This window comes from Pseudomonas sp. P179, from assembly GCF_000478485.2.
Classification (GTDB): domain Bacteria; phylum Pseudomonadota; class Gammaproteobacteria; order Pseudomonadales; family Pseudomonadaceae; genus Pseudomonas; species Pseudomonas aeruginosa.
Window position 1 is genome coordinate 2,861,484 of record NZ_KI517354.1, and the last position, 20,823, is coordinate 2,882,306.

Genomic DNA, 20,823 nt, shown 5'->3' on the forward strand with positions numbered 1-20,823 from the left:
CCGCGAGCTAGAAATCCAACAAGAACGCTTCCTGAGAACGCCATGAACACTATCGACGCCCCAACGCCCGTGCCCGCACACGCCGCGCGCCCTCTCGTCACTGCCATTTCCACCGACCCGGCGGAAACCCCAGCGGTTTTCCACTAGCCCGTCCATTCACCCGGCGCAGGAAAGGTCCGCCCAAGCGGCCGCCTGCGGGATCGATACGGCATTTCGCGAGGAGCGGAACATGGCCAGCGAACGCAACAACGGCATCCTCATCGGCGGCAAGCGCCCCGAGTACGTCCACAGCGCCCAGGGCACCGGCCTGCGGCGCATCCTCGGGCTTCCCGCCCTGGTCTTCTTCGGGCTGGTCTACATGGTTCCGCTGACCATGTTCACCACCTACGGGGTAGTCACCGAGATCACCGGCGGTCGTACCGCCAGCGCCTACCTGATCACCCTGGCGGCGATGCTCTTCACCGCCTTTTCCTACAGCTTCATGGTGAAGAAATATCCCATCGCCGGCTCGGCCTATTCCTATACCAGCCTCAGCTTCGGCCCCTGCGTCGGCTTCCTCGCCGGCTGGTCGCTGCTGCTCGACTACCTGTTCCTGCCGATGATCAACTACCTGCTCATCGGCCTGTTCCTCAACATCGCCTTCCCGATGGTGCCGGCCTGGGTCTTCGTGCTCGCGGCGATCGGCCTGGTCACCGTGCTCAACGTGATCGGCATCAGCTCGGTGGCCGGCATGAGCAACGTGATCGTCGGCGCCCAGTTCGTCTTCGCCGTGGTGTTCGTCGCCATGGCGGTCAAGCACCTGGCCGGCATCCCCTCGCTGGACCTGAGCCTGCCCTTCGTCGGCGACGGCAGCCAGCCGGGCTTCGCCCCGTTGATGGCCGGCGCGGCGGTGCTGTGCCTGTCGTTCCTCGGCTTCGACGCGGTCTCGACCCTGGCCGAGGAAACCCGCGACCCGCAACGCGACATCCCGCGCGCCATCGTCATCACCACGGTCGGCGCCGGCCTGCTGTTCACCGTGCTGGCGGTCTTCAGCCAACTGGTGTTCCCCGGCAGCGTATTCCAGGACGCCGAGTCGGCGGCCAACGAAGTGATGCTGGCGGCCGGCGGCAAGTTCCTCGCCAGCTTCTTCACCGCCGCCTACGTCGCCGGCGCCGCCGGCTCGGCGCTGGCCTCGCAGGCCTCGGTGTCGCGCATCCTCTACAGCATGGGCCGCGACGGCATCCTGCCGCGGCGCGTGTTCGGCAGCCTCTCGGAGCGCTTCAAGACGCCAGTGATCGCGATCCTGGTGGTCTCGGTGATTTCCCTGCTGGCGGTGGTCATCGACCTCACCACCCTGGCCTCGATGATCAGCTTCGGCGCGCTGGTGGCGTTCTCCGCGGTGAACCTGGCGGTGATCCGCAGCTACCTGCTGCTCGACGGCCGCCGCGCCCCGCGCGACCTGCTGCGCTACGGGCTGGTGCCGGCCATCGGCCTGGGCCTGACCCTGTGGCTGTGGACCAGCCTCTCGGCGCTGACCCTGGTGATCGGCCTGACCTGGTTCGCCGCCGGCCTCGCCTACCTGGCGTTGCATACCGGCGGTTTCCGCCGCAAGGCGCCGACCGTGACCTTCTCCGAACAGAACTGAGCCCGGGAGCCCGACATGCTGACCATCTACAGCGACGACCATCGCCTGCACCACGGCCGGCACGAACTGATCGGCGGCCAGTTCACCCCCTGCTTCGAAAAACCCAGCCGCGCCGACATGGTCCTCGACCGCGTGAAGGCCGTCGGCCTCGGCGAAGTCCGCGCACCGCGCGACTTCGGCCTGGAACCGATCCGCCGGGTGCACAGCGAGGGTTTCGTGCGTTTCCTGCAGAACGCCTGGCAGGACTGGCTGGCCACCGGCCGCAGCCACGACATGCTGCCGATCGCCTGGCCGACCCGGCGCCTGCGGCAGACGGAGCCGGACAACATCGACGGTCGCCTCGGCTACTACTCCTTCGACGCCGGCGCGCCGATCACCGCCGGGACCTGGCAGGCGATCACCAGTTCGGCCAACGTCGCCCTCAGCGGCCAGTCCGAACTCGCCAACGGCGCGCGCTCGGTATTTTCGCTCTGTCGCCCGCCGGGCCACCACGCCGCGGCCGACTACATGGGCGGCTATTGCTTCTTCAACAATGCCGCCATCGCCGCCCAGGCCTTCCTCGACCGGGGCGCCGGGCGGGTGGCGATCCTCGACGTCGACTACCACCATGGCAACGGCACCCAGGACATCTTCTACGACCGCGCCGATGTGCTGTTCACCTCGATCCACGGCGATCCGCGCTTCGAATACCCCTATTTCCTCGGCTACGCCGACGAGAAGGGCAACGGCGTCGGCACCGGCTACAACTTCAACTACCCACTGGCGGCCGGCAGCGACTGGGCGACCTGGAGCCAGGCGCTGCAGGCGGCGATCCGGCAGATCCAGGCCTATGCGGCGGACGCCCTGATCGTTTCCCTGGGGGTGGATACCTTCAAGGAGGACCCGATTTCCCAGTTCCGCCTGGACAGCCCCGACTACCTGCGCATGGGCGAAGCCATCGGCAAGCTCGGCCTGGCCACGCTGTTCGTGATGGAGGGAGGCTACGCGGTGGAGGAAATCGGGATCAACGCAGTGAACGTGCTACAGGGTTTCGAAGGGGTTCACCGGTAAGCCCGCCCGCAACTTCACCCGGTCGGAACGCGAAACGGCCCGCCTCTCTTCCGGGAGGCGGGCCGTTTCGATTCAGGGCCTTACTTGATCACTTCGACGAACTCGACGTCGATCTCGCGGCCGACCAGGTCGCGGTCGACTTCGCCGGTCAGCTTGACCCGGGTCTTGTCGTTGATTTCCATCGGCGGGAAGTCTTCGTCGTCGATCTCCACCTTCATGCTGCCGGTGGCATCGCGGAACTCGTAGATGTCGCCCTTGATGCGCTTGACGATGGTGCCCTGGAGGACCACCGGGGTGTCGTCGGCGGCTTCCAGCGCGGCCTTCACCGTGGTGGTGGTCGGGGTAGCGCCCGGGCCGGTATAGCCGGCGGCCAGGGTGACGGTGGAGAACAGGCCGATGGCAGCGATGAGGGGCAGGTGACGAAGTTTCATGGGTAACGCCTCGTAGTTGGTTTCGATGGGTCCAGGCTACGAAGCCTTGCTGAAACCAGGCTTAATCGGCGCTTAAGCGAAGCTTAATCGGCGTCGCTGGTGGCCAGGCGCTCGCCGCTCTTCTTGCGGAACACGTAGAACAGGTTCGGCTCGCTGACCATGTAGATGGTGCCCTCGTCGTCGATGGCCACCCCTTCGGCGCGCGGGATCTTGCTGTCCAGGCCGTTGAAGCCGCCGAGCAGGCTGATGAAGCTGACCGGCTCGCCCTTCTCGTCCAGCTCCAGCAGCAGATGCGATTCGGCCGACAGCACCAGGGTATGGCCGGTACGCGGGTCGACGCTGAGGGCCGAGACGTTGCGCATGTACAGGTCGTCGCTCGGTAGCGCGGTCATCGCCCCGCTCAGGCTCGGCCCGCCGTCGCTCTTCCAGCTGAACAGGGTCATCGGATCGCGCTCCTTGCTCAGCAACAGACGCTGCTGGCGCGGATCCCAGGCGATGCCCTCGAAGCCCTTGTTCTTCTTGCCGATATTGCCCAGCGGGAATTCGGCCAGGCTCTTGGTGCTCAGCTCGGCGGTCTGCGGGTCGACATGGAAGATGGTCAGGGTATTGCGGCGCTCGTCGGTCACCGCGACGTTGCCGTTCTCCAGCACCGCCACGCCTTCGGGATTGCTCAGGCCGAGCAGCGGGATGGTGCGCAGCACGTCGCCGGTGAGCGACAGCTCCACCAGCAGCGGCCGCTTGCCGGTAACGGTGAACAGGGTCCTGGTTGCCGGGTTGTAGGCCAGGTCCGAGGTTTCTTCCTCCTCCAGGCCCTGCAACGGCTTGGCGTCGATCACCACCCGATAGCCCGGCAGCCAGATGCTTTCGTCGCGCTGCTGCTGGCTGGCCTGGCTTTCCTTCCACCAAAGGCCGGCGCGATCGTCCCAATGCATGACGATGGTCAGCACCACGCCGACGAGCACGACGAACGCCGGCAGCAGCCAGCGGAAACGGGGAAGCTTGGAGGCAAGGGACATGGGCGAGGCTCGACTGTTTGGCCAGGTGTTTTCTTGGGCGTCGCCATGAAAGGGCATTGCCCCCGGCCTGTCAATCGAAGCGTCGGCCAGCCGACCGACAGTCGTTTCCGCTGCCGGCGCTAGGGAGGCCGGCCGCACCCGGCGGCCGCAGCGGTTCAGAGCACGCGGGTCTCGAAACGGCTGGCGCCCGGCAATTCGAGCAGCAACTCGTCGCCGCTGTTCAGCGGCCCGACCCCGGACGGCGTGCCGGTCAGCACCACATCGCCGGCCTGTAGCGAGAAATGCCCGGCGATGTGCTGGATCAGCGGCACGATCGGATTGAGCATGTCGCGGCTGTTGCCGTCCTGGCGCACCTCGCCGTTGATGGTCAGGCGGATGCCGATGTCGGTCGGGTCGGGAAACTGGTCGGCGTTCACGAACGGCGACAGCACGCCGGCGCCATCGAAGCTCTTTGCCAGCTCCCAGGGCAGGCCCTTTTCCTTCAGTTTCGCCTGGACCTCGCGCAAGGTCAGGTCCAGCGCCGGCGCATAGCCGGAGATCGCGTCGAGGACCTCCTCGCGGTTCGGCTTGCGCGACAGCGGCTTGCCGATCAGCACGGCGATTTCCGCCTCGTAGTGTACCGAGCCGCGCTCCTGCGGCAGGCTCAGCCCGCCGCTCACCGGCACCACGCAGGAGCCGGGCTTGATGAACAGCAGCGGCTCGGTGGGAACCGGGTTGTTCAGTTCCTTGGCGTGTTCGGCGTAGTTGCGCCCGACGCAGACCAGCTTGCCCAGGGGGAAGTGGATCGGGGTGCCGTCGATATATTGATGCTGGTAACTCATTTACCGACTCCTGAACGGGTGGAAAGGCATCCGTGGCGCCCGCCACAGACGAGAAGGGCCGGATGACCGGCCCTCTGCGTTGCGACACCTGCTACTCGGCGAAGATCTTGCCGGGATTCATGATCCCGTTGGGGTCGAACACCGCCTTCAGTGCCTTCATATAGGCAATTTCGGTTTCCGAGCGGGTGTAGGTCAAGTAGTCGCGCTTGGTCATGCCCACGCCATGCTCGGCGGAAATCGAGCCGTTGTACTTCTCGACGGTCTCGAACACCCACTTGTTGACGGTCGCGCACTTGGCGAAGAACTCGTCCTTGCCGAGGTTTTCCGGCTTGAGGATGTTCAGGTGCAGGTTGCCGTCGCCGATGTGGCCGAACCACACCACCTCGAAGTCCGGGTAGTTGGCCTCGACGATGGCGTCGATGTCCTTGAGGAAGGCGGGCACCCGGGAAACCGTGACCGAGATGTCGTTCTTGTACGGCGTCCAGTGGGAGATGGTCTCGGAGATGTACTCGCGCAGCTTCCACAGGTTCTGCAACTGCTGCTCGCTCTGGCTCATCACCCCGTCCAGCACCCAGCCCTGCTCGACGCAGTGCTCGAAGGTGGCCAGCGCCTCGTTGGCGACTTCCTCGGTGGTCGCCTCGAACTCCAGCAGGGCGTAGAACGGGCAGTCGGTCTCGAACGCCCGCGGTACGTCGCCACGGGCCAGGACCTTGGCCAGGGCCTTGTCGGAGAAGAACTCGAAGGCGGTCAGGTCGAGCTTGCTCTGGAAGGCATGCAGCACCGGCATGATCGAGTCGAAGTCGGGCGTGCCGAGGACCATAGCGGTGAGGTTCTTCGGCGTGCGCTCCAGACGCATGGTCGCCTCGACCACGAAGCCCAGGGTGCCTTCGGCGCCGATGAACAGCTGGCGCATGTCGTAGCCGGTGGCGTTCTTGATCAGGTCCTTGTTCAGCTCGAGCAGGTCGCCCTTGCCGGTGACGACCTTCATCCCGGCCACCCAGTTACGGGTCATGCCGTAGCGAATGACCTTGATCCCGCCGGCATTGGTGCCGATATTGCCGCCGATCTGGCTGGAACCGGAAGAAGCGAAGTCAACCGGGTAGTACAGGCCGTTTTCCTCGGCGAAGGTCTGCAGTTGCTTGGTAACCACGCCCGGCTGGCAGACTACGGTGCGGTCGAAGGCATTGAAGTCGAGTATCCGGTTCATGTAGTCGAAGGCCACCACGACTTCGCCGTTGGCCGCCACGGCCGCGGCGGAGAGCCCGGTACGACCGCCCGACGGGACCAGACCGACCTTGTGCTGGTTGGCCCAGCGGACGATCGCCTGGACCTGCTCGACGCTCTTGGGGAACACGATGGCCAGCGGCGCAGGGGCGAAATGCTTGGTCCAGTCCTTGCCGTAGGCGTCCAGGGAGGCGGCGTCGTCGAGCAGCTTGCCAGGCTCGACCAGGGGCTTGAGCGATTCGATCAGGGCTTCGCGGGTCATTCGGGAACTCTCAAATGATTCATGGTCGTCCTGAGAACAACTCAGGTCGCAACCGGGCAAGGAAAAGGGAGAACATGCTAGCATACGCCCCCCGCGCTTAGTGCCTCTGGGCGCCGAGTTGCGGGTGCCGGCCAGCGCCGGCCGGACCCGCTTCGCGCAGTTCGCTTTCCAGCCACTTCCTCCGGGACAACAGGTTTACGCAGATGAGCAAGACCTCTCTCGACAAGAGCAAGATCAAGTTCCTTCTTCTCGAAGGTGTCCACCAGAACGCCGTGGACACGCTGAAGGCCGCCGGCTACACCAACATCGAGTACCTCAAGACCGCGCTTTCCGGCGACGAGCTGAAGGAAAGGATCGCCGATGCGCACTTCATCGGCATTCGCTCCCGCACCCAGCTGACCGAAGAGGTCTTCGACTGCGCGAAGAAACTGATCGCGGTCGGCTGCTTCTGCATCGGCACCAACCAGGTCGACCTCAACGCCGCCCGCGAACGCGGTATCGCCGTGTTCAACGCGCCCTACTCGAACACCCGCTCTGTGGCTGAGCTGGTACTGGCCGAGGCGATCCTGCTGCTGCGCGGCATCCCGGAAAAGAACGCCTCCTGCCATCGCGGCGGCTGGATCAAGAGCGCGGCGAATTCCTTCGAGATCCGTGGCAAGAAGCTCGGCATCGTCGGCTACGGCTCGATCGGCACCCAGCTCTCGGTACTCGCCGAGGCCCTGGGCATGCAGGTGTTCTTCTACGACACCGTGACCAAGCTGCCGCTGGGCAACGCGGTGCAGATCGGCAGCCTGCACGAGCTGCTGGGCATGTCCGACATCGTCTCGCTGCACGTTCCCGAACTGCCCTCCACCCAGTGGATGATCGGCGAGAAGGAAATCCGCGCGATGAAGAAGGGCGGCATCCTGATCAACGCCGCGCGCGGCACAGTGGTCGAGCTGGACCACCTGGCCGCCGCGATCAAGGACGAGCACCTGATCGGCGCCGCCATCGACGTGTTCCCGGTCGAGCCGAAATCCAACGACGAGGAATTCGCCAGCCCGCTGCGTGGCCTGGACCGGGTGATCCTGACCCCGCACATCGGCGGCTCCACCGCCGAGGCACAGGCCAACATCGGCCTGGAAGTGGCGGAGAAGCTGGTCAAGTACAGCGACAACGGCACCTCGGTGTCCTCGGTCAACTTCCCCGAAGTGGCCCTGCCGTCGCACCCGGGCAAGCACCGCCTGCTGCACATCCACGCCAACATCCCCGGCGTGATGAGCGAGATCAACAAGGTCTTCGCCGACAACGGCATCAACGTTTCCGGCCAGTACCTGCAAACCAACGAGAAGGTCGGCTACGTAGTGATCGACGTCGATGCCGAGTACTCGGACCTGGCCCTGGAGAAACTCCAGCAGGTCAACGGTACCATCCGTAGCCGCGTGCTGTTCTAAGGCAGCGTCCGGCGGAAAGGAAAAAGGAGGCCCAGCGGCCTCCTTTTTTCGTTTCCGTCACTTGACGGTAACGGTGATCTTCTCCGACTCCACGGTCGGCTCCAGCGGCACGTGGTTCTTGTCGCCCACCAGCAGTTGCAGGGTGTGCTTGCCCGGCGGCAGGGTGATCTCGGTTTCGGTCTGGCCCTTGCCGAAGTGGCGGATGTTGTCGGTCATCGGCAGCGGCAGGTTCATCGCCGGCTGCTCCTTCAGGTCCACCAACAGGTGATGGTGGCCGGTATCCGGCATGTCGACGCCGGCCGGCGCCACGCCCATGCCTTTCAGGCCGAATTTCACGGTGAAGGTCTTGTCGACGGTTGCACCATCGGCCGGCGTGATGAAATACACTTTCGCCCCTTCGGGCGCCTTCGTCCGAGGCAGGTCGGCAGCCATCAGGCTGGCGGATGCGCCGAACATCAGGGCGGCTAGACCGAGGCAAGGCAATGTCACTCTCATGGGAGTCTCCTGTTTTCACTTCCGTTAGCACCCGGGAAACGCCACTGGACGGAATTTCCCCGGCACTCTTCGTGCCTTCCGAATCAGGGAAAGGCATCGCTGGCACAGCGATTTCCACTGCGAAGCCCGTGGTAGAGCGGCGCTCGCGCACATAATCCGGGTCAATGCCCGCAACCCCTGGAAAGACCGCATGCAACCCAGTAGGTTCGCGATTGTCCAGGACGCGGGCCCGGCTAAGCTGAACGAACAGCATAGGCCCGACCGACGTTCATTCCCACCCGAGGAGTACTACATGCGATTTCTGCCCCGCCTGCTGATGCTGGTATCCCTGGCCGCCCCGCTGGCCCATGCCGAGCTGCTCGACGACGTCCACCAGCGCGGCGCCCTGCGCATCGCCCTGGAGGGCACCTATCCGCCGTTCAACTTCAAGCAGGGTGGCAAGCTCACCGGCTTCGAGACCGAACTGGGCGAACTGCTGGCCGCCGAGCTGGAGGTCAAGCCGGAATTCGTCACCACCGAATGGAGCGGCATCCTCGCCGGCCTGCAGAGCGGCAAGTACGACATCGCGCTGAACCAGGTCTCGGTGAACGAGCAGCGGCGCAAGGTCTTCGACTTCAGCGAGCCGTACACCATCTCCAGCGCCCAGTTGATCGTGCGCGCCGACGACACCCGCCAGTTCAGGTCGCTGGAAGACCTCAAGGGCCTCAAGCTCGGCGTCGGCCAGGGCACCAACTACGCCGACCTGGCGAAGTCGGTGGCCGGGATCAACGTGCGCACCTATCCGGGCGCCCCGGAATACCTGCAGGACCTGGCCAGCAAGCGTATCGACGCGGCGCTCAACGACCGCCTGCTGATCCCCTTCGCCATCCGCGAGGCCAAGCTCCCGGTCAAGCCCGGCGCGGCGGTGGGACCGGTGGCGAACATGGCGATTCCCTACCGGAAGAACAACCCGAAGTTCGGCGAGGCGCTGAACGCGGCGCTGGAGAAGATCAAGGCCGACGGCCGCTTCGCCAAGCTCTCGGAAAAGTGGTTCGGCCTGGACGTCAGCCAGCCGCCGAAGTGAGTTCCCGCCCGAACGGGGGAAGCGGCCGCGTCCGAGGGACGCGGCCGTCGTGTTTGTCGATGGAGTGTTGAATGAATTCGCTGCAGAAATTGCTCGAATGGCTCGCCAACCTGGTCGAGCTGCTCGGGATGGCCTGGCCCTTCCTGCTCCAGGGCGCGATGTATACCGTGCTGTTCGCCGCGGTATCGATGGTCCTGGGCCTGATCCTCGGCTTCAGCGTCGCGGTGGTCCGGGTGACCAAGGTGCCGGTGGTCTCGCAGATCGCCGCGGTCTACGTCAGCGCCTTCCGCGGGACGCCACTGCTGGTGCAGATCTTCGTCCTGTACTACGGGCTGCCGAGCGTCGGCATCGAGTTCACCCCGGTCACCGCGGGCATCCTGGCGCTGACCCTGAATGTCGCGGCCTATCTCTCGGAGTCCATGCGCGGGGCGATCCTCGGCATCGACAAGGGACAATGGGAAGCCGGGCTCTCGGTCGGCCTGACCTGGGGCCAGACCCTGTGGAACATCATCACTCCGCAGGCCCTGCGCCTGGCGGTGCCGAGCCTGTCGAACAGCCTGATCAGCCTGATCAAGGACACCTCGCTGATCTCCGTGATCACCGTGACCGAACTGATGCTGGCGACCAAGGAGGTCATCGCCGAGACCTTCCAGCCGCTGCCGCTCTATCTCGCCGCCGCCGGGATCTACTGGCTGCTTTCGGCACTCTTCGAGCGTGTGCAGAAAGCCCTGGAGAACCGCCTGACCGCGCCGCTGCGGCGCTGAGTTCAGCCGCCGGCGTCGAGGCCGGCCAGGCAGACCGCGGCGCGGTCCAGTTCATCCTCGTTGAATACCAGCACGCCCATGCGCTTGAGGGCGGCGGCGGTAACGCCCTCGCCGGCGACCCGGTTGCCGTTGAAGCGCCCGTCGTAGTTCTCCAGGTTGCCGCAGGAAGGACTGCGCGCCTTGAGCACGGCCATCCGGATGTCATGGCGGCGGACCAGCTCCACTGCCGCCTCCGCACCCAGCAGGAATGCTTCGCTGACATCCTCGCCGTCGACGGTGAAGACCCGGTTCAGCCGGTCCAGCACTTCGCCGCCCTGGCCGCCGGGGATCTCCGCTGGCGGGCGGGGCGTCGGCAGGCCTCCGGCGACCTCCGGGCAAAGGGCGACGATCCGCCCCTGCGCATGCCAGCGCGAGAGCAGGTCGAACGGGCCATGGCTGCCACCGTCGTAGCGCACCAGGTGGCCCAGCAGGCAACGGCTGACCAGAACCTTCTGCATGGATGCTCCACCCCTTTGACAGGCACACAGAGTAGCCCGCCGCTCGCCGATGGTCACGCCCGGTAACAGTAGCCGGGAAACACCGGGGAAACCCGCCCTCGACCCAACCGGAGTTAGGCCTCGCGGTAGCGCTCCAGCGCCCGTATGGCGGGGACCAGGGCTATTTCTTGCCGATCCTTAGGATAGAACTGCGGGCGGCCCATGGCGAACCTCCGCCGCCCCGAGCAGACTGGCTTCCCGCGCAACCGCGAAGGACCCGCCCGTCATGCTCCCGACCCGCTCGCTTCTACCGTTTTTCCTGGCCCCCGCGTTGCTCGCCAGCGCTGCCAGCCAGGCGGCCATGGAGGCCCTGGACAACGACAGTCTCAGCCAGGTCACCGGCCAGGCCGGCATCAGCCTGCGCCTGGACCTGCGCGCCGGCGCGGCCAGGGTCGCCTGGGTGGACGACGGCGGCAGCCTCTCGCTGCGCAACCTGGTGATCGACAACGGCTGCGTGAAGGCCGGCGACTGCCCGGACGGGCGCGGCGGCAACATCCCCCTGGGCGCCGCCCAGCTCGGCCTGAGCTTGCCGATCTTCGGCGTCGAGCAGCCGACCCTGGCACTGGACGTGACCACCGGCAGCGGCGGCGGGCAGCAACTGGCGATCAGCCTGCCGGACCTCGCCACCATCAACGACCAGTTGATCGCCAGCGGCCTGCCGGCGCAGCGCATCCGCCTGCGGGTGGCCAGCGACCTGTACATCGGCGACAACTCGATCGGCCGCATCGAACTGCGCGACATCACCGACCTGCGCGGCACGATCAGGGTCTGGGGTCACTGAGGCGGCGACGCCGCCGAGGGTTCAGGAAAGTTGCAGGAGGGATTCGTTGCGCCGGCGGAACCAGCCGGTCAGCGACAGCCGGTCGCGGCTGGCGGGCAGGACTTCGTGCTCGGTGCCGGCGGACATGAACACCACCAGGCTACCGCCCGTCGGCTGGATGTCCACCTGCCGCTGCGGCAGGTGCAGGCGCAGCGCGCCGCCATGCTCGGGCAACCAGGCATCGTTGAGGTAGAGAACCGCGGAGACGGTGCGTGCGTCGTCGTCGCGGAAACGATCGACATGCTTCTGGTAATAGGCGCCCGGCGGGTACAGCGCGAAGTGGCACTCGAAATCCTCGAGGCCGAGGAACAGCGAGGCGTTGAACGCCTGGCGCAAGCTGTCCATCACCCCCAGGTATTCGTCGCAGGCCTCGGATTCTCCGGGCTCCAGCCATTGCGTGAGGTCGCCGCGGATGCCTTCGCGGATCACCTGGCCGTCGCCGCGGCCGATCGCCGCCGGGGTCAGGTCGCCCGCGACCGCACGGGTGCGGCACTCTTCGGCCAATCTGGTGGTCAGACGCTCAGGCATGAAGATGCTCTGGTGCGACCAGCCCTGGTCGACCAGTTCATCGACGATGCGATGCAGGAGTGGATGATTGACGTTGATGTGCATTGTCCATTGTAGCGTGCCGCCCCGGTGTCTCGACAAGCGGTCCGCCGCATGTCGACAATAGCGCCCCATGGACGGCACCACCCGAACGACGAGGCTTTCGCCGCCAAAGGAGTATCAATGCGCGCTTTGCTCGCCTTCGCTTTACTGCTGGTTGGTCTGCCCGCCCTGGCCGACCCTTATCAACGCCTGTACCAGGCCGCTGGCTGGCCCGACCAGCGCGCGCATTTCAGCGATGCCCTGGACGCGGCGCAGAAGCGCTACCAGGACAAGCTGCCGCCCGCGCTCTACCAGACCCTGGTGGACAACAGCAATCGCCGCTTCGCCCCGGCCGAAGTCGACCAGCGCGCCCTCAACGGCCTGCGCGAGAACCTGCCGGACAGCGCCAGCCCGCTGAATTTCTTCGAGTCGCCGCTGGGGCGCAAGGTGGTCGCCGCCGAGGTGCTCGCCACCCGCCGCGACCAGTTGCTCCAGCACAGCAACGGCCTGCCGCGGCAGACCGCCAGCGAGCCACGCCGGGCCCTGGTCAAGCGCCTGGCCCAGGTCCTTCCGGCCCGAGAGGCCGGCGCGGAAGTCAGCCTGGCCCTGGCCGGGGTCGCCGCCGACAGCCTCAGCCAGATGCTTCCGGGCCTCCCCGGCCTGCTTGGCGGCGGACAGACCGGCCAGTTGCTGGAAGGCCAGCGCCAGCGCCTGGTGCAGCAGATCGGCGCGGACCTGGAGAACACCCTGCTGTATGTCTACCGCGATCTCTCCGATGCGGAACTCACCCAGTACGTGAACTTCGCCGAGTCGCCGGCCGGCCGCAGCTACTACCAGGCGGCCCTGGCCGCGCTGAAAGCCGGCCTGGCGGTGGACCAGGCGGTCGCCCCCTGATCGCCGCGGGGCCTGGAACTCAGGCCCCCAGCGCGTCGCTCAGGAAATCGAAATAGCGCCGCCGCAGCCCCTCGCTTTCGTTCGCCAGGTGATGGCGCGCCTCTTCCAGCAACAGTATCCGCGGCTCGTCGAATTTCTCCCGCAGCACCTTCAGGCCATGGCGCCAGTCCACCGTCTCGTCGGACTCGCCCTGCACCACCAGGGGGCTCAGGGCACGCCGAGGTGCCCGCTCGATGCGCGGCACCCAGCGGGTCAGCGCGCCGACCCAGGCGGTCGGCAGGGTGCGTGGCTGCAACGGATCGTGCTCGCGGAGGAAGTCGAGGAACTGCGGATCGCTGGAGTTCTCCGAGAAGCGCCGCGGGATCGAGTCGACGAAGGGGCTCAGCAGGCGGTAGCTGAGCTTCGACCAGCCCCAGGCGCGCGGGCGCACCAGCGGCGCCAGGAGAATCGTCTCGCCCAGCTCGGGACGTTCGCCGCCGTGCAGCAGGTAGTCCAGCAGGATCGCCCCCCCGGTGCTTTGTCCGCAGAGGTGCCAGGGCGCCGCCAGGTCGAGTTCGGCAGCCTGGCCCAGCAGGCCCTTGAACACCGCCTGGTATTCGGCGAAGTCGCGGATGCTGGCCCGCTCGCCTTCGGACAGGCCATGCCCCGGCAGGTCGCAGGCGAGCACCGAGAAGCCCATGCCCAGCGCCCAGTCGACCACGTGCCGATACAGTCCCATGTGGTCGTAATAGCCATGCATCAGCAACAGGCTGCCGCGCGCTTCCGGCAGCAGCCAGGCCTGCACCGCCAGGCGGCGCCCGTCGACCGCCATGCTGCCGAGCCGCGCTTGCAGGCGCGGATGGCGGGAGCGCAGGTCCAGGCCGTAGTAGGCCTGGTAGGCGAGGACGGCGGCGTCCGCCTCGGCCGCGGCCAAGGGTCGCAGGTGCTGGCGCAGGTAATCGGGGTTGAAGGCTTCTGACATCGGCGGTTCCGGGCTGCAATCGATTCGTGGCCGGGCCACGGGCGAAACCCAGGGATATTCAGCTGCGCGCGAACACATGGCAAGCTTGGCACCCGTTTTCCGTGTGAATGCCATGACTCCCCGCCGCAAGACGCTCCTCGTCAGCCTGGTCGGCCTGCTCTGGGCCGGCGGCCTGCTCGCCGCCTACTGGTGGTTCGAGATCCGCTACATCCGCCCGTTCAGCGAGCAGACCACCCTGTTCTCCGGCGACAGCCTGCGCCTGCCGGCCGAGCTGGCCGGGCCGGGGGCGATCCGCCTGGTGCATTTCTGGGACCCGGCCTGCCCCTGCAACGTCGGCAACCAGCAGCACCTCGGCGAGCTGATCGAACGCTTCGCCGGCAAGGGCGTGGAGTTCCATGTCCTGCAGAAGCCTGGCAGCCAGGGCCGCCTGCCGGACAACCTGGCCGCCCTGCGCCCCCTCGCCGGTCTGCCCGGTTCCGAGCAGTTGCCGGCCAGCCCGGCCGTGGCGATCTGGGACCGCGACGGCCGCCTGGCCTACTTCGGCCCCTATAGCGAGGGCGCGGTATGCACTTCCAGCAACAGCTTCATCGAACCGATCCTCGAAGCGCTGCTGCAGGGACGTCCGGTGGATGCCACCCATACCCTCGCCGTGGGTTGCTACTGCCCCTGGACCCCGGGAAAAGGCTGACCTGGCTCAACACCGGGCCTTCCGGAGGGGGCGCCGGAAGGCGTAGCGGCTACACTGCCCGGGTCGGCCCACGAGGGGCCGTTGCCGAACCAAGGAGTCGCTGCATGTCCCTACGTCCCACCCTCGCCCTGCTCGCCCTCGTCAGCCTGCCGCTGATGGCCGCCCAGAACGACCCTCAGCCCAGCAGCAAGGAACTGATGAAGGAGCACCAGGCGCAGATCCAGAACGACCTGGCCGACGTCGACTACAAGCGCAAGCGCATCGTCGAGGCCAACATGAACCTCACCGACCAGGAAGGCGAGAAGTTCTGGCCGATCTACAACACCTACCGCACCGAGTCGGACAAGCTCAGCAAGGAAACCCTCAAGCTCCTGCTCGACTACGCCCAGGCCTACAACAGCGGCAACGTCAGCGACGACCAGGCGAGCGAGCTGATCGAGCGTGTCGACGACCTCCAGGAGGACCGTCTGGAACTGCGCGACAAGTACGTCAAGCGCATCGCCAAGAACGTCTCGCCCAAGCGCGCCATGCGCTTCCTGCAGATCGAGATCCAGCTCGACGCCATCGCCACCCTGGAGATCGGCCGTCAGGTACCGCTGGTCGAGTAACCCTCTTCCCGCTTCGCCAGCCGCGCCCTGTATTGCTCCGGGGGCGCGGCGTGCCAGCGGCGAAAGGCCCGGTAGAACGGCGACAGCTCGGCGAACCCGCAAGCCTTGGCCACCTCGCGGATGGCGCGACCGGCCAACAGCATCTCGCTCGCCCGCTGCCGGCGAACCTCATCGCGAACCTGCCGGAAACTCGCTCCCCCAGCGGCCAGCGCACGCTGCAAGGCACCGCTGCCAAGGCCCAGCTCCGCCGCGCACTGGCGCAAGCCATAGCCCTCCCCGAGGCGCAGCTCGATCAGGTAGCGCACGCGATTGAGCAAGCGGTTCTCGCTGAGTTCGCGGGACTGTTCTTCCGCGTGGCGGGTCAGCACGTCATGCATGTCCGGATTGGCGTTGCGCGAAGGACGCCGCAGCAAGGCGGCGGAAAACACCAGGGCATCGTGCGGCCGCGAGAACAGCGGCAGCCTGCCGAACAACCGGCGGTGTTCGCCCAGCCGCGGCGGGGCTCGGTGGCGGAACTCGATGCGCTCGGCGACGAACTCGTCGTCGCTGATCAGCGCCAGCAGCTTGAGGAACAGCAGCATCAGGCATTCGATCTGCTGGCGCAGCGAGGCATAGCCCAGGTAGTTGATGTCGAGGATCAGCCTTGCCGTTTCCCCTTCGACCTCGAGGCGCGCGGCGAAACCGCCGGAGAGAATGTGCTGGAAACGCACGAAGCTGCGCAGCGCCTCCTCCAGGTCGCGCGCGGACAGCAGCAGGTAGCCGACCACATCGAGCAGGCGCGGCTTCATTGCCTCGCCCAGGTGCAGGCCGATGTCGGCATCGCCGGTCACCGCCGCCAGCTCGGTCCAGAACAACGGGGCGTTGTCATGCACCAGGCGGCCGCCCAGGGTCGGCGGCGGCAGCGGGATACGCCGGTAGACGCTGCGGTAGACGCGGGTGGGGTCGAGCCCGAGGGCGTCCAGGGCTTCATACAACAGACGCCGCAACGTGGCGGAATGGGTCAGGGGGCTGGTAGACGGGTCGTCCTGCATGGCGGCTCCTCGCGATTGACCAAAGACTTCCAGGGTCCGAGCATTCGGTCAATGCCGCGGGCCGGCGGCATCCGCAGAATGCTCGGCACTACAACAAGGAGAAAGGATCGATGAAACGCACCCTGACCGTGATCGCCGTGGCGGTCGCCGCCGCGGCTGCCGGCGGCGCCTGGTACCTCCATGCCAAGCAGCCGCTCCGCAACGGCTCGCTCGCCGTGGCCCACCTGCAGGCGCCGGTCGACGTGCGCTACGACGAGCGCGGGGTTCCGCACCTGTATGCGCAGAACCAGACCGACCTCTACCGCGCCCTCGGCTACGTGCACGCCCAGGACCGCCTGTTCCAGATGGAAATGCTGCGGCGCCTGGCGCGCGGCGAGCTGGCCGAAGTGCTCGGACCCAAGCTGGTGGATACCGACCGTCTGTTCCGCACCCTGCGCATCCGCGACCACGCCGCCGAATACAGCGCCCGCCAGGACAAGCAGTCGCAGCCCTGGAAAGTGCTGGAGGCCTACCTGGACGGGGTCAACCAGTTCCAGGAAAACAACCCGACGCCGCTCGAATTCGATCTGCTGGGCATACCCAGGCGTCCCTTCACCCCCGAAGATACCCTGAGCATCGCCGGCTACATGGCCTACAGCTTCGCCGCCGCCTTCCGCACCGAGCCGGTGCTGACCTACATCCGCGACGAACTGGGCAGCGACTACCTGCGCATCTTCGATCTCGACTGGCATCCGCAGGGCGTGCTGACGCCCTCCGGCGCACTGGGCGCCGGCGACTGGAAGGACCTTGGCGCCCTCGCCCGTATCAGCCAGCAGGCCCTGGAGGACGCCGGCCTGCCGCAGTTCGAGGGCAGCAACGCCTGGGTCGTCGCCGGCAGCCGCACCGCCAGCGGCAAGCCCCTGCTGGCCGGCGACCCGCATATCCGCTTCGCCGCGCCGGCGGTATGGTACGAGGCCCAGCTGAGCGCGCCCGGCTTCGAACTCTATGGCCACCACCAGGCGCTCAACCCCTTCGCCTCGCTGGGCCACAACCGCGCGTTCGGCTGGAGCCTGACGATGTTCCAGAACGATGACCTCGACCTGGTCGCCGAGAAGGTCAACCCGGACAACCCCAACCAGGTCTGGTACCAGGGCAAATGGGTCGACCTGCAGAGCGAGGAGCAGGAAATCGCGGTCAAGGGCGCCGCCCCAGTGAAGCTCACCCTGCGCCGCTCGCCCCACGGTCCGATCGTCAACGACGCGCTCGGCGCCAGCTCCGGCAAGACCCCGATCGCCATGTGGTGGGCTTTCCTCGAGACCGAGAACCCGGTGCTCGACGCCTTCTACCAGCTGAATCGCGCCGATACCCTGGCCAAGGCCCGCGCGGCGGCCTCGAAGATCCACTCGCCAGGACTCAACCTGGTCTGGGCCAATGCCGCCGGCGATATCGGCTGGTGGGCCTCGGCGGCCCTGCCGAAGCGGCCGGAGGGAGTGAACCCGAGCTTCATCCTCGACGGCAGCAAGGGCGAGGCGGACAAGTCCGGCTTCTATCCGTTCGCCGACAACCCGCAGGAGGAAAACCCGGCGCGCGGCTACATCGTCTCCGCCAACTTCCAGCCGGTCCCGGCCAATGGCCGGCCGATTCCTGGCTACTACAACCTGGCGGACCGCGGCCAGTGGCTGGATACCCAACTGGCCGACCGCGGCACCAAATGGAACCTGGACAACAGCCGCGCGCTGCAACTCGGCAATCGCACCGGCTACGCGCCACGCCTGCTCGCACCCTTGCTGCCGGTCCTGCGCGAGGTGGTCGACGACGCCGAAGGCAAGCGCCTGGTCGAGCAACTGGCGGCCTGGAAGGGCGACTACCCGGTCGACTCGACCGCCGCCACGCTGTTCAACCAGTTGCTGTTCCAGATTGCCGAGGGCGCCTTGCACGACGAACTGGGCGATGCCTTCTTCGACAGCCTGATCGCCACCCGCGCCATCGACAGCGCGCTGCCTCGGCTGGCTGCCGACGCCAACTCGCCCTGGTGGGACGACCGCCGCACAGAGCGCCGGGAAACCCGCGCGGATATCGTCAGGGCCGCCTGGAACGCCTCCCTCGCGCATCTGCGCGGCACCCTCGGCAACGACACGTCCGGCTGGCTGTGGGGCAAGGCGCATACCCTGACCCACGAGCACGCCCTGGGCCAGCAAGCGCTGCTCAGGCGCCTTCTCAACGTCGGTCCGTTCGCCGCCCCCGGCACCCACGAGGTACCGAACAACCTGTCGGCGAAGATCGGCCCGGCCCCCTGGGCGGTCACCTACGGTCCATCGACCCGGCGCCTGGTGGACTTCGCCGACCCGACCCACAGCCTCGGCATCAACCCGGTCGGGCAGAGCGGTGTGCCCTTCGACGGCCACTACGACGACCAGGCCGAGGCCTACATCGAGGGCCACTACCTGCCGCAGCACTACGAGGAAAACGAGGTGAAGGCGAACAGCAAGAGCGTGCTGGTGCTGGAGCCGAAGCGCTGAGCCGGCCGGCGTGGGGTTGGGCGAGTAGCCGCATGGTGGTTGTCCGCCGGATACAACGGGGTATCGGCGGATAACGCCTCGGGCGTCGCCCTACGGAGCGTAGCCAGGCATTTCCCGCCACCGACGCGCCAATGAAAAAGGCCACCCGCAGGTGGCCTTTTCTTTTCGGCGGAGGGCTCAGGCCGGGGTCGGCGAGCCTTTCTGCCAGTCGGTCGCGGTCTCTTCCATCGCCTGCTGGATCGCCCGGCGACGCCGCTCCTCGGCCTGGCGGGTGAAGTACCAGGCGAAGAAGGTGAACAGCGAAACGCTCAGCAGGATCAGGCTGGCCACCGCGTTGATCTCCGGCTTCACGCCCAGGCGTACCGCCGAGAACACTTCCATCGGCAAGGTGGTCGAGCCGGGTCCGGAGACGAAGCTGGCCAGTACCAGGTCGTCCAGCGACAGGGCGAAGGACATCATGCCGCCCGCCGCCAGCGAGGGCGCGATCATCGGGATGGTGATCAGCAGGAACACCTTCCAGGGCTTGGCGCCCAGGTCCATCGCCGCTTCCTCGATCGACAGGTCGAGTTCACGCAGGCGCGCCGACACCACCACCGCCACGTAGGACGAGCAGAAGCTGGTGTGGGCGATCCAGATGGTCACGATACCCCGTTCCTGCGGCCAGCCGATCAGTTGCGCCATGGCCACGAACAACAGCAGCAGCGACAGGCCGGTGATCACTTCCGGCATCACCAGCGGCGCGGTGACCATGCCGCCGAACAGCGTACGACCGCGGAAGCGCGGGATGCGGGTGAGGACGAAGGCCGCCAGGGTGCCGAGGAGCACCGAGGAGAACGCCGTATAGAAGGCGATCTCCAGGGAGCGTCCGACCGAACTGACCAGTTGGGTGTTGTCCAGCAGGCCGACGTACCACTTCACCGACCAGCCGCCCCACACCGTCACCAGCTTGGAGGCGTTGAACGAATAGATCACCAGGATCAGCATCGGCAGGTAGATGAAGAGCAGGCCGACGATCAGCATGACGTTGGAGAAATTCCAGCGCTTCATACCTTGCCCTCCAGTTCTTTGGCCACGCTTCTGGATGGAGAGCCTGTTGAACGGGATACGGAGCGGGATACGCTGTGCTGGCTCATACCTTGCCCTCCAGTTCTTTGGCCTGGTTCTTGTTGAACAGGATGATCGGGATGATCAGGATCGCCAGCATCACCACCGCCAGGGCGGACGCCACCGGCCAGTCGCGGTTGTTGAAGAACTCCTGCCAGAGCACCTTGCCGATCATCAGGGTCTCGGGGCCGCCGAGCAGTTCCGGGATGACGAACTCGCCCACCGCCGGGATGAACACCAGCATGCAGCCGGCGATGATGCCGTTCTTCGACAGCGGCACGGTGATCTTCCAGAAGCTGGTGAAGTTACGCGCGCCCAGGTCGGAAGCGGCCTCCAGCAGGCTCGGGTCGTGCTTCACCAGGTTGGCGTAGAGCGGCAGGATCATGAACGGCAGGTAGGAATAGACGATGCCGATGTACACCGCGATGTTGGTATTGAGGATGGTCAGCGGCTCGCTGATGAGCCCCAGCCCCATCAGTACGCTGTTGAGCAGGCCGTTGTTGGAAAGGATGCCCATCCAGGCATAGACCCGGATCAGGATCGCCGTCCAGGTCGGCATCATGATCAGCAGCAGCAGGACGGTCTGCGAGGACTGGCTGGAGCGGGCGATGGCATAGGCCATCGGGTAGCCCACCAGCAGGCAGATCAGGGTACTGATGAAGGCCATCTTCAGCGAGCCGAGGTAGGCATCGATGTAGAGCGGGTCATCGGTCAGCATCAGGTAGTTGCCGAGGTTGAGGAGCACCTGCAACTGCTGGTCCGCGTAGGCGAAGATCTCGGTGTAGGGCGGGATGGCCACGTCCGCTTCCGCCAGGCTGATCTTCAGCACGATGGCGAAGGGCAGCAGGAAGAACAGGAAGAGCCACAGGAACGGCACCCCGATGACCGCATGCCGCCCGGTGGGCATGCGCT

Annotated in this window: 21 protein-coding genes; 10 read left to right on the top strand and 11 right to left on the bottom strand. The window is 66.4% G+C overall.

Going from position 1 to position 20,823, the window contains the following annotated elements; translation table 11 throughout:
* The first annotated feature begins 229 nt into the window (after positions 1-229).
* Both HMPREF1224_RS25835 and aphB read left to right on the top strand, forming a co-directional pair.
* Positions 230-1,624 carry an APC family permease gene (locus HMPREF1224_RS25835; RefSeq protein ID WP_003112951.1) on the top strand — a complete coding sequence of 465 codons (1,395 nt, stop codon included), beginning with the start codon at positions 230-232 and terminating at the stop codon, positions 1,622-1,624.
* Positions 1,625-1,639: 15 nt separating this feature from the next.
* Positions 1,640-2,674, top strand: a complete 1,035-nt coding sequence (gene aphB, locus HMPREF1224_RS25840) for an acetylpolyamine amidohydrolase AphB (RefSeq protein WP_003112950.1) — start codon at positions 1,640-1,642, stop codon at positions 2,672-2,674.
* 80 nt (positions 2,675-2,754) lie between these two features.
* Here aphB and HMPREF1224_RS25845 read toward each other — a convergent pair whose 3' ends face one another.
* From HMPREF1224_RS25845 to HMPREF1224_RS25860, 4 genes are all read right to left on the bottom strand, one after another.
* Positions 2,755-3,105: a NirD/YgiW/YdeI family stress tolerance protein gene (locus tag HMPREF1224_RS25845; protein ID WP_003084357.1), complete on the bottom strand. Its 351-nt coding sequence runs from the start codon at positions 3,103-3,105 to the stop codon at positions 2,755-2,757.
* A gap of 83 nt (positions 3,106-3,188) precedes the next feature.
* Positions 3,189-4,178 carry an SdiA-regulated domain-containing protein gene (locus tag HMPREF1224_RS25850; RefSeq protein ID WP_003121726.1) on the bottom strand — a complete coding sequence of 330 codons (990 nt, stop codon included), beginning with the start codon at positions 4,176-4,178 and terminating at the stop codon, positions 3,189-3,191.
* Positions 4,179-4,276: 98 nt separating this feature from the next.
* Positions 4,277-4,942, bottom strand: coding sequence for a fumarylacetoacetate hydrolase family protein (locus HMPREF1224_RS25855; RefSeq protein WP_003110705.1), 666 nt, complete (start codon positions 4,940-4,942; stop codon positions 4,277-4,279).
* A gap of 91 nt (positions 4,943-5,033) precedes the next feature.
* The gene (locus tag HMPREF1224_RS25860; RefSeq protein WP_003112948.1) at positions 5,034-6,428 is read right to left on the bottom strand and encodes an FAD-binding oxidoreductase; all 1,395 of its coding nucleotides are present in this window, start codon (positions 6,426-6,428) and stop codon (positions 5,034-5,036) included.
* Positions 6,429-6,631: 203 nt separating this feature from the next.
* Here HMPREF1224_RS25860 and serA point away from each other — a divergent pair, with 203 nt between their 5' ends.
* Positions 6,632-7,861, top strand: coding sequence for a phosphoglycerate dehydrogenase (gene serA, locus HMPREF1224_RS25865; protein ID WP_003112947.1), 1,230 nt, complete (start codon positions 6,632-6,634; stop codon positions 7,859-7,861).
* Between the two features lie 57 nt (positions 7,862-7,918).
* Here serA and HMPREF1224_RS25870 read toward each other — a convergent pair whose 3' ends face one another.
* Positions 7,919-8,356 carry a DUF4399 domain-containing protein gene (locus HMPREF1224_RS25870; protein ID WP_003084345.1) on the bottom strand — a complete coding sequence of 146 codons (438 nt, stop codon included), beginning with the start codon at positions 8,354-8,356 and terminating at the stop codon, positions 7,919-7,921.
* A 292-nt stretch (positions 8,357-8,648) separates the two neighbouring features.
* Between HMPREF1224_RS25870 and HMPREF1224_RS25875 the strand changes: the two genes are divergently transcribed.
* Positions 8,649-9,419, top strand: a complete 771-nt coding sequence (locus HMPREF1224_RS25875; RefSeq protein ID WP_010793552.1) for a cystine ABC transporter substrate-binding protein — start codon at positions 8,649-8,651, stop codon at positions 9,417-9,419.
* Positions 9,420-9,490: 71 nt separating this feature from the next.
* Entirely contained in the window at positions 9,491-10,183 is a 693-nt protein-coding gene (locus HMPREF1224_RS25880; RefSeq protein ID WP_003084339.1) for an amino acid ABC transporter permease, read from the top strand.
* Positions 10,184-10,185: 2 nt separating this feature from the next.
* Here HMPREF1224_RS25880 and HMPREF1224_RS25885 read toward each other — a convergent pair whose 3' ends face one another.
* On the bottom strand, positions 10,186-10,680 hold the full coding sequence (locus tag HMPREF1224_RS25885; protein ID WP_003112945.1) for a 2-thiouracil desulfurase family protein: 495 nt from the start codon (positions 10,678-10,680) through the stop codon (positions 10,186-10,188).
* 265 nt (positions 10,681-10,945) lie between these two features.
* Here HMPREF1224_RS25885 and HMPREF1224_RS25890 point away from each other — a divergent pair, with 265 nt between their 5' ends.
* Entirely contained in the window at positions 10,946-11,500 is a 555-nt protein-coding gene (locus tag HMPREF1224_RS25890) for a DUF6160 family protein (RefSeq protein WP_003162092.1), read from the top strand.
* Between the two features lie 21 nt (positions 11,501-11,521).
* Here HMPREF1224_RS25890 and HMPREF1224_RS25895 read toward each other — a convergent pair whose 3' ends face one another.
* Positions 11,522-12,220, bottom strand: a complete 699-nt coding sequence (locus HMPREF1224_RS25895) for a 2OG-Fe(II) oxygenase (RefSeq protein WP_019396258.1) — start codon at positions 12,218-12,220, stop codon at positions 11,522-11,524.
* Between the two features lie 48 nt (positions 12,221-12,268).
* On the opposite strand from HMPREF1224_RS25895, the gene HMPREF1224_RS25900 reads away from it, so the two are divergent.
* A complete protein-coding gene (locus HMPREF1224_RS25900) occupies positions 12,269-13,021 on the top strand; it encodes a hypothetical protein (RefSeq protein WP_003084320.1) in 753 nt (250 codons plus the stop codon).
* Positions 13,022-13,040: 19 nt separating this feature from the next.
* Here the strand turns inward: HMPREF1224_RS25900 and HMPREF1224_RS25905 are convergent, their stop codons facing one another.
* Positions 13,041-13,982: a phospholipase BipL gene (locus HMPREF1224_RS25905; RefSeq protein WP_003084318.1), complete on the bottom strand. Its 942-nt coding sequence runs from the start codon at positions 13,980-13,982 to the stop codon at positions 13,041-13,043.
* A gap of 76 nt (positions 13,983-14,058) precedes the next feature.
* Here HMPREF1224_RS25905 and HMPREF1224_RS25910 point away from each other — a divergent pair, with 76 nt between their 5' ends.
* Positions 14,059-14,670 (top strand): DUF6436 domain-containing protein, encoded by a 612-nt coding sequence (locus tag HMPREF1224_RS25910; RefSeq protein ID WP_010793554.1) that lies wholly within the window; start codon positions 14,059-14,061, stop codon positions 14,668-14,670.
* Positions 14,671-14,774: 104 nt separating this feature from the next.
* Entirely contained in the window at positions 14,775-15,278 is a 504-nt protein-coding gene (locus tag HMPREF1224_RS25915; protein ID WP_010793555.1) for a hypothetical protein, read from the top strand.
* On the opposite strand, the gene HMPREF1224_RS25920 is transcribed toward HMPREF1224_RS25915, so the two are convergent.
* Positions 15,257-16,309 carry an AraC family transcriptional regulator gene (locus tag HMPREF1224_RS25920; RefSeq protein ID WP_003112941.1) on the bottom strand — a complete coding sequence of 351 codons (1,053 nt, stop codon included), beginning with the start codon at positions 16,307-16,309 and terminating at the stop codon, positions 15,257-15,259. The two genes, HMPREF1224_RS25915 and HMPREF1224_RS25920, sit on opposite strands and share 22 nt — an antisense overlap.
* A 110-nt stretch (positions 16,310-16,419) precedes the next feature.
* On the opposite strand from HMPREF1224_RS25920, the gene hacB reads away from it, so the two are divergent.
* On the top strand, positions 16,420-18,807 hold the full coding sequence (gene hacB / locus HMPREF1224_RS25925; RefSeq protein WP_010793556.1) for an N-acylhomoserine lactone acylase HacB: 2,388 nt from the start codon (positions 16,420-16,422) through the stop codon (positions 18,805-18,807).
* Positions 18,808-18,984: 177 nt separating this feature from the next.
* On the opposite strand, the gene HMPREF1224_RS25930 is transcribed toward hacB, so the two are convergent.
* Positions 18,985-19,854 carry an ABC transporter permease subunit gene (locus HMPREF1224_RS25930; RefSeq protein ID WP_003084307.1) on the bottom strand — a complete coding sequence of 290 codons (870 nt, stop codon included), beginning with the start codon at positions 19,852-19,854 and terminating at the stop codon, positions 18,985-18,987.
* Between the two features lie 82 nt (positions 19,855-19,936).
* On the bottom strand, positions 19,937-20,818 hold the full coding sequence (locus tag HMPREF1224_RS25935) for an ABC transporter permease subunit (protein ID WP_003121722.1): 882 nt from the start codon (positions 20,816-20,818) through the stop codon (positions 19,937-19,939).
* Positions 20,819-20,823 lie beyond the last annotated feature (5 nt).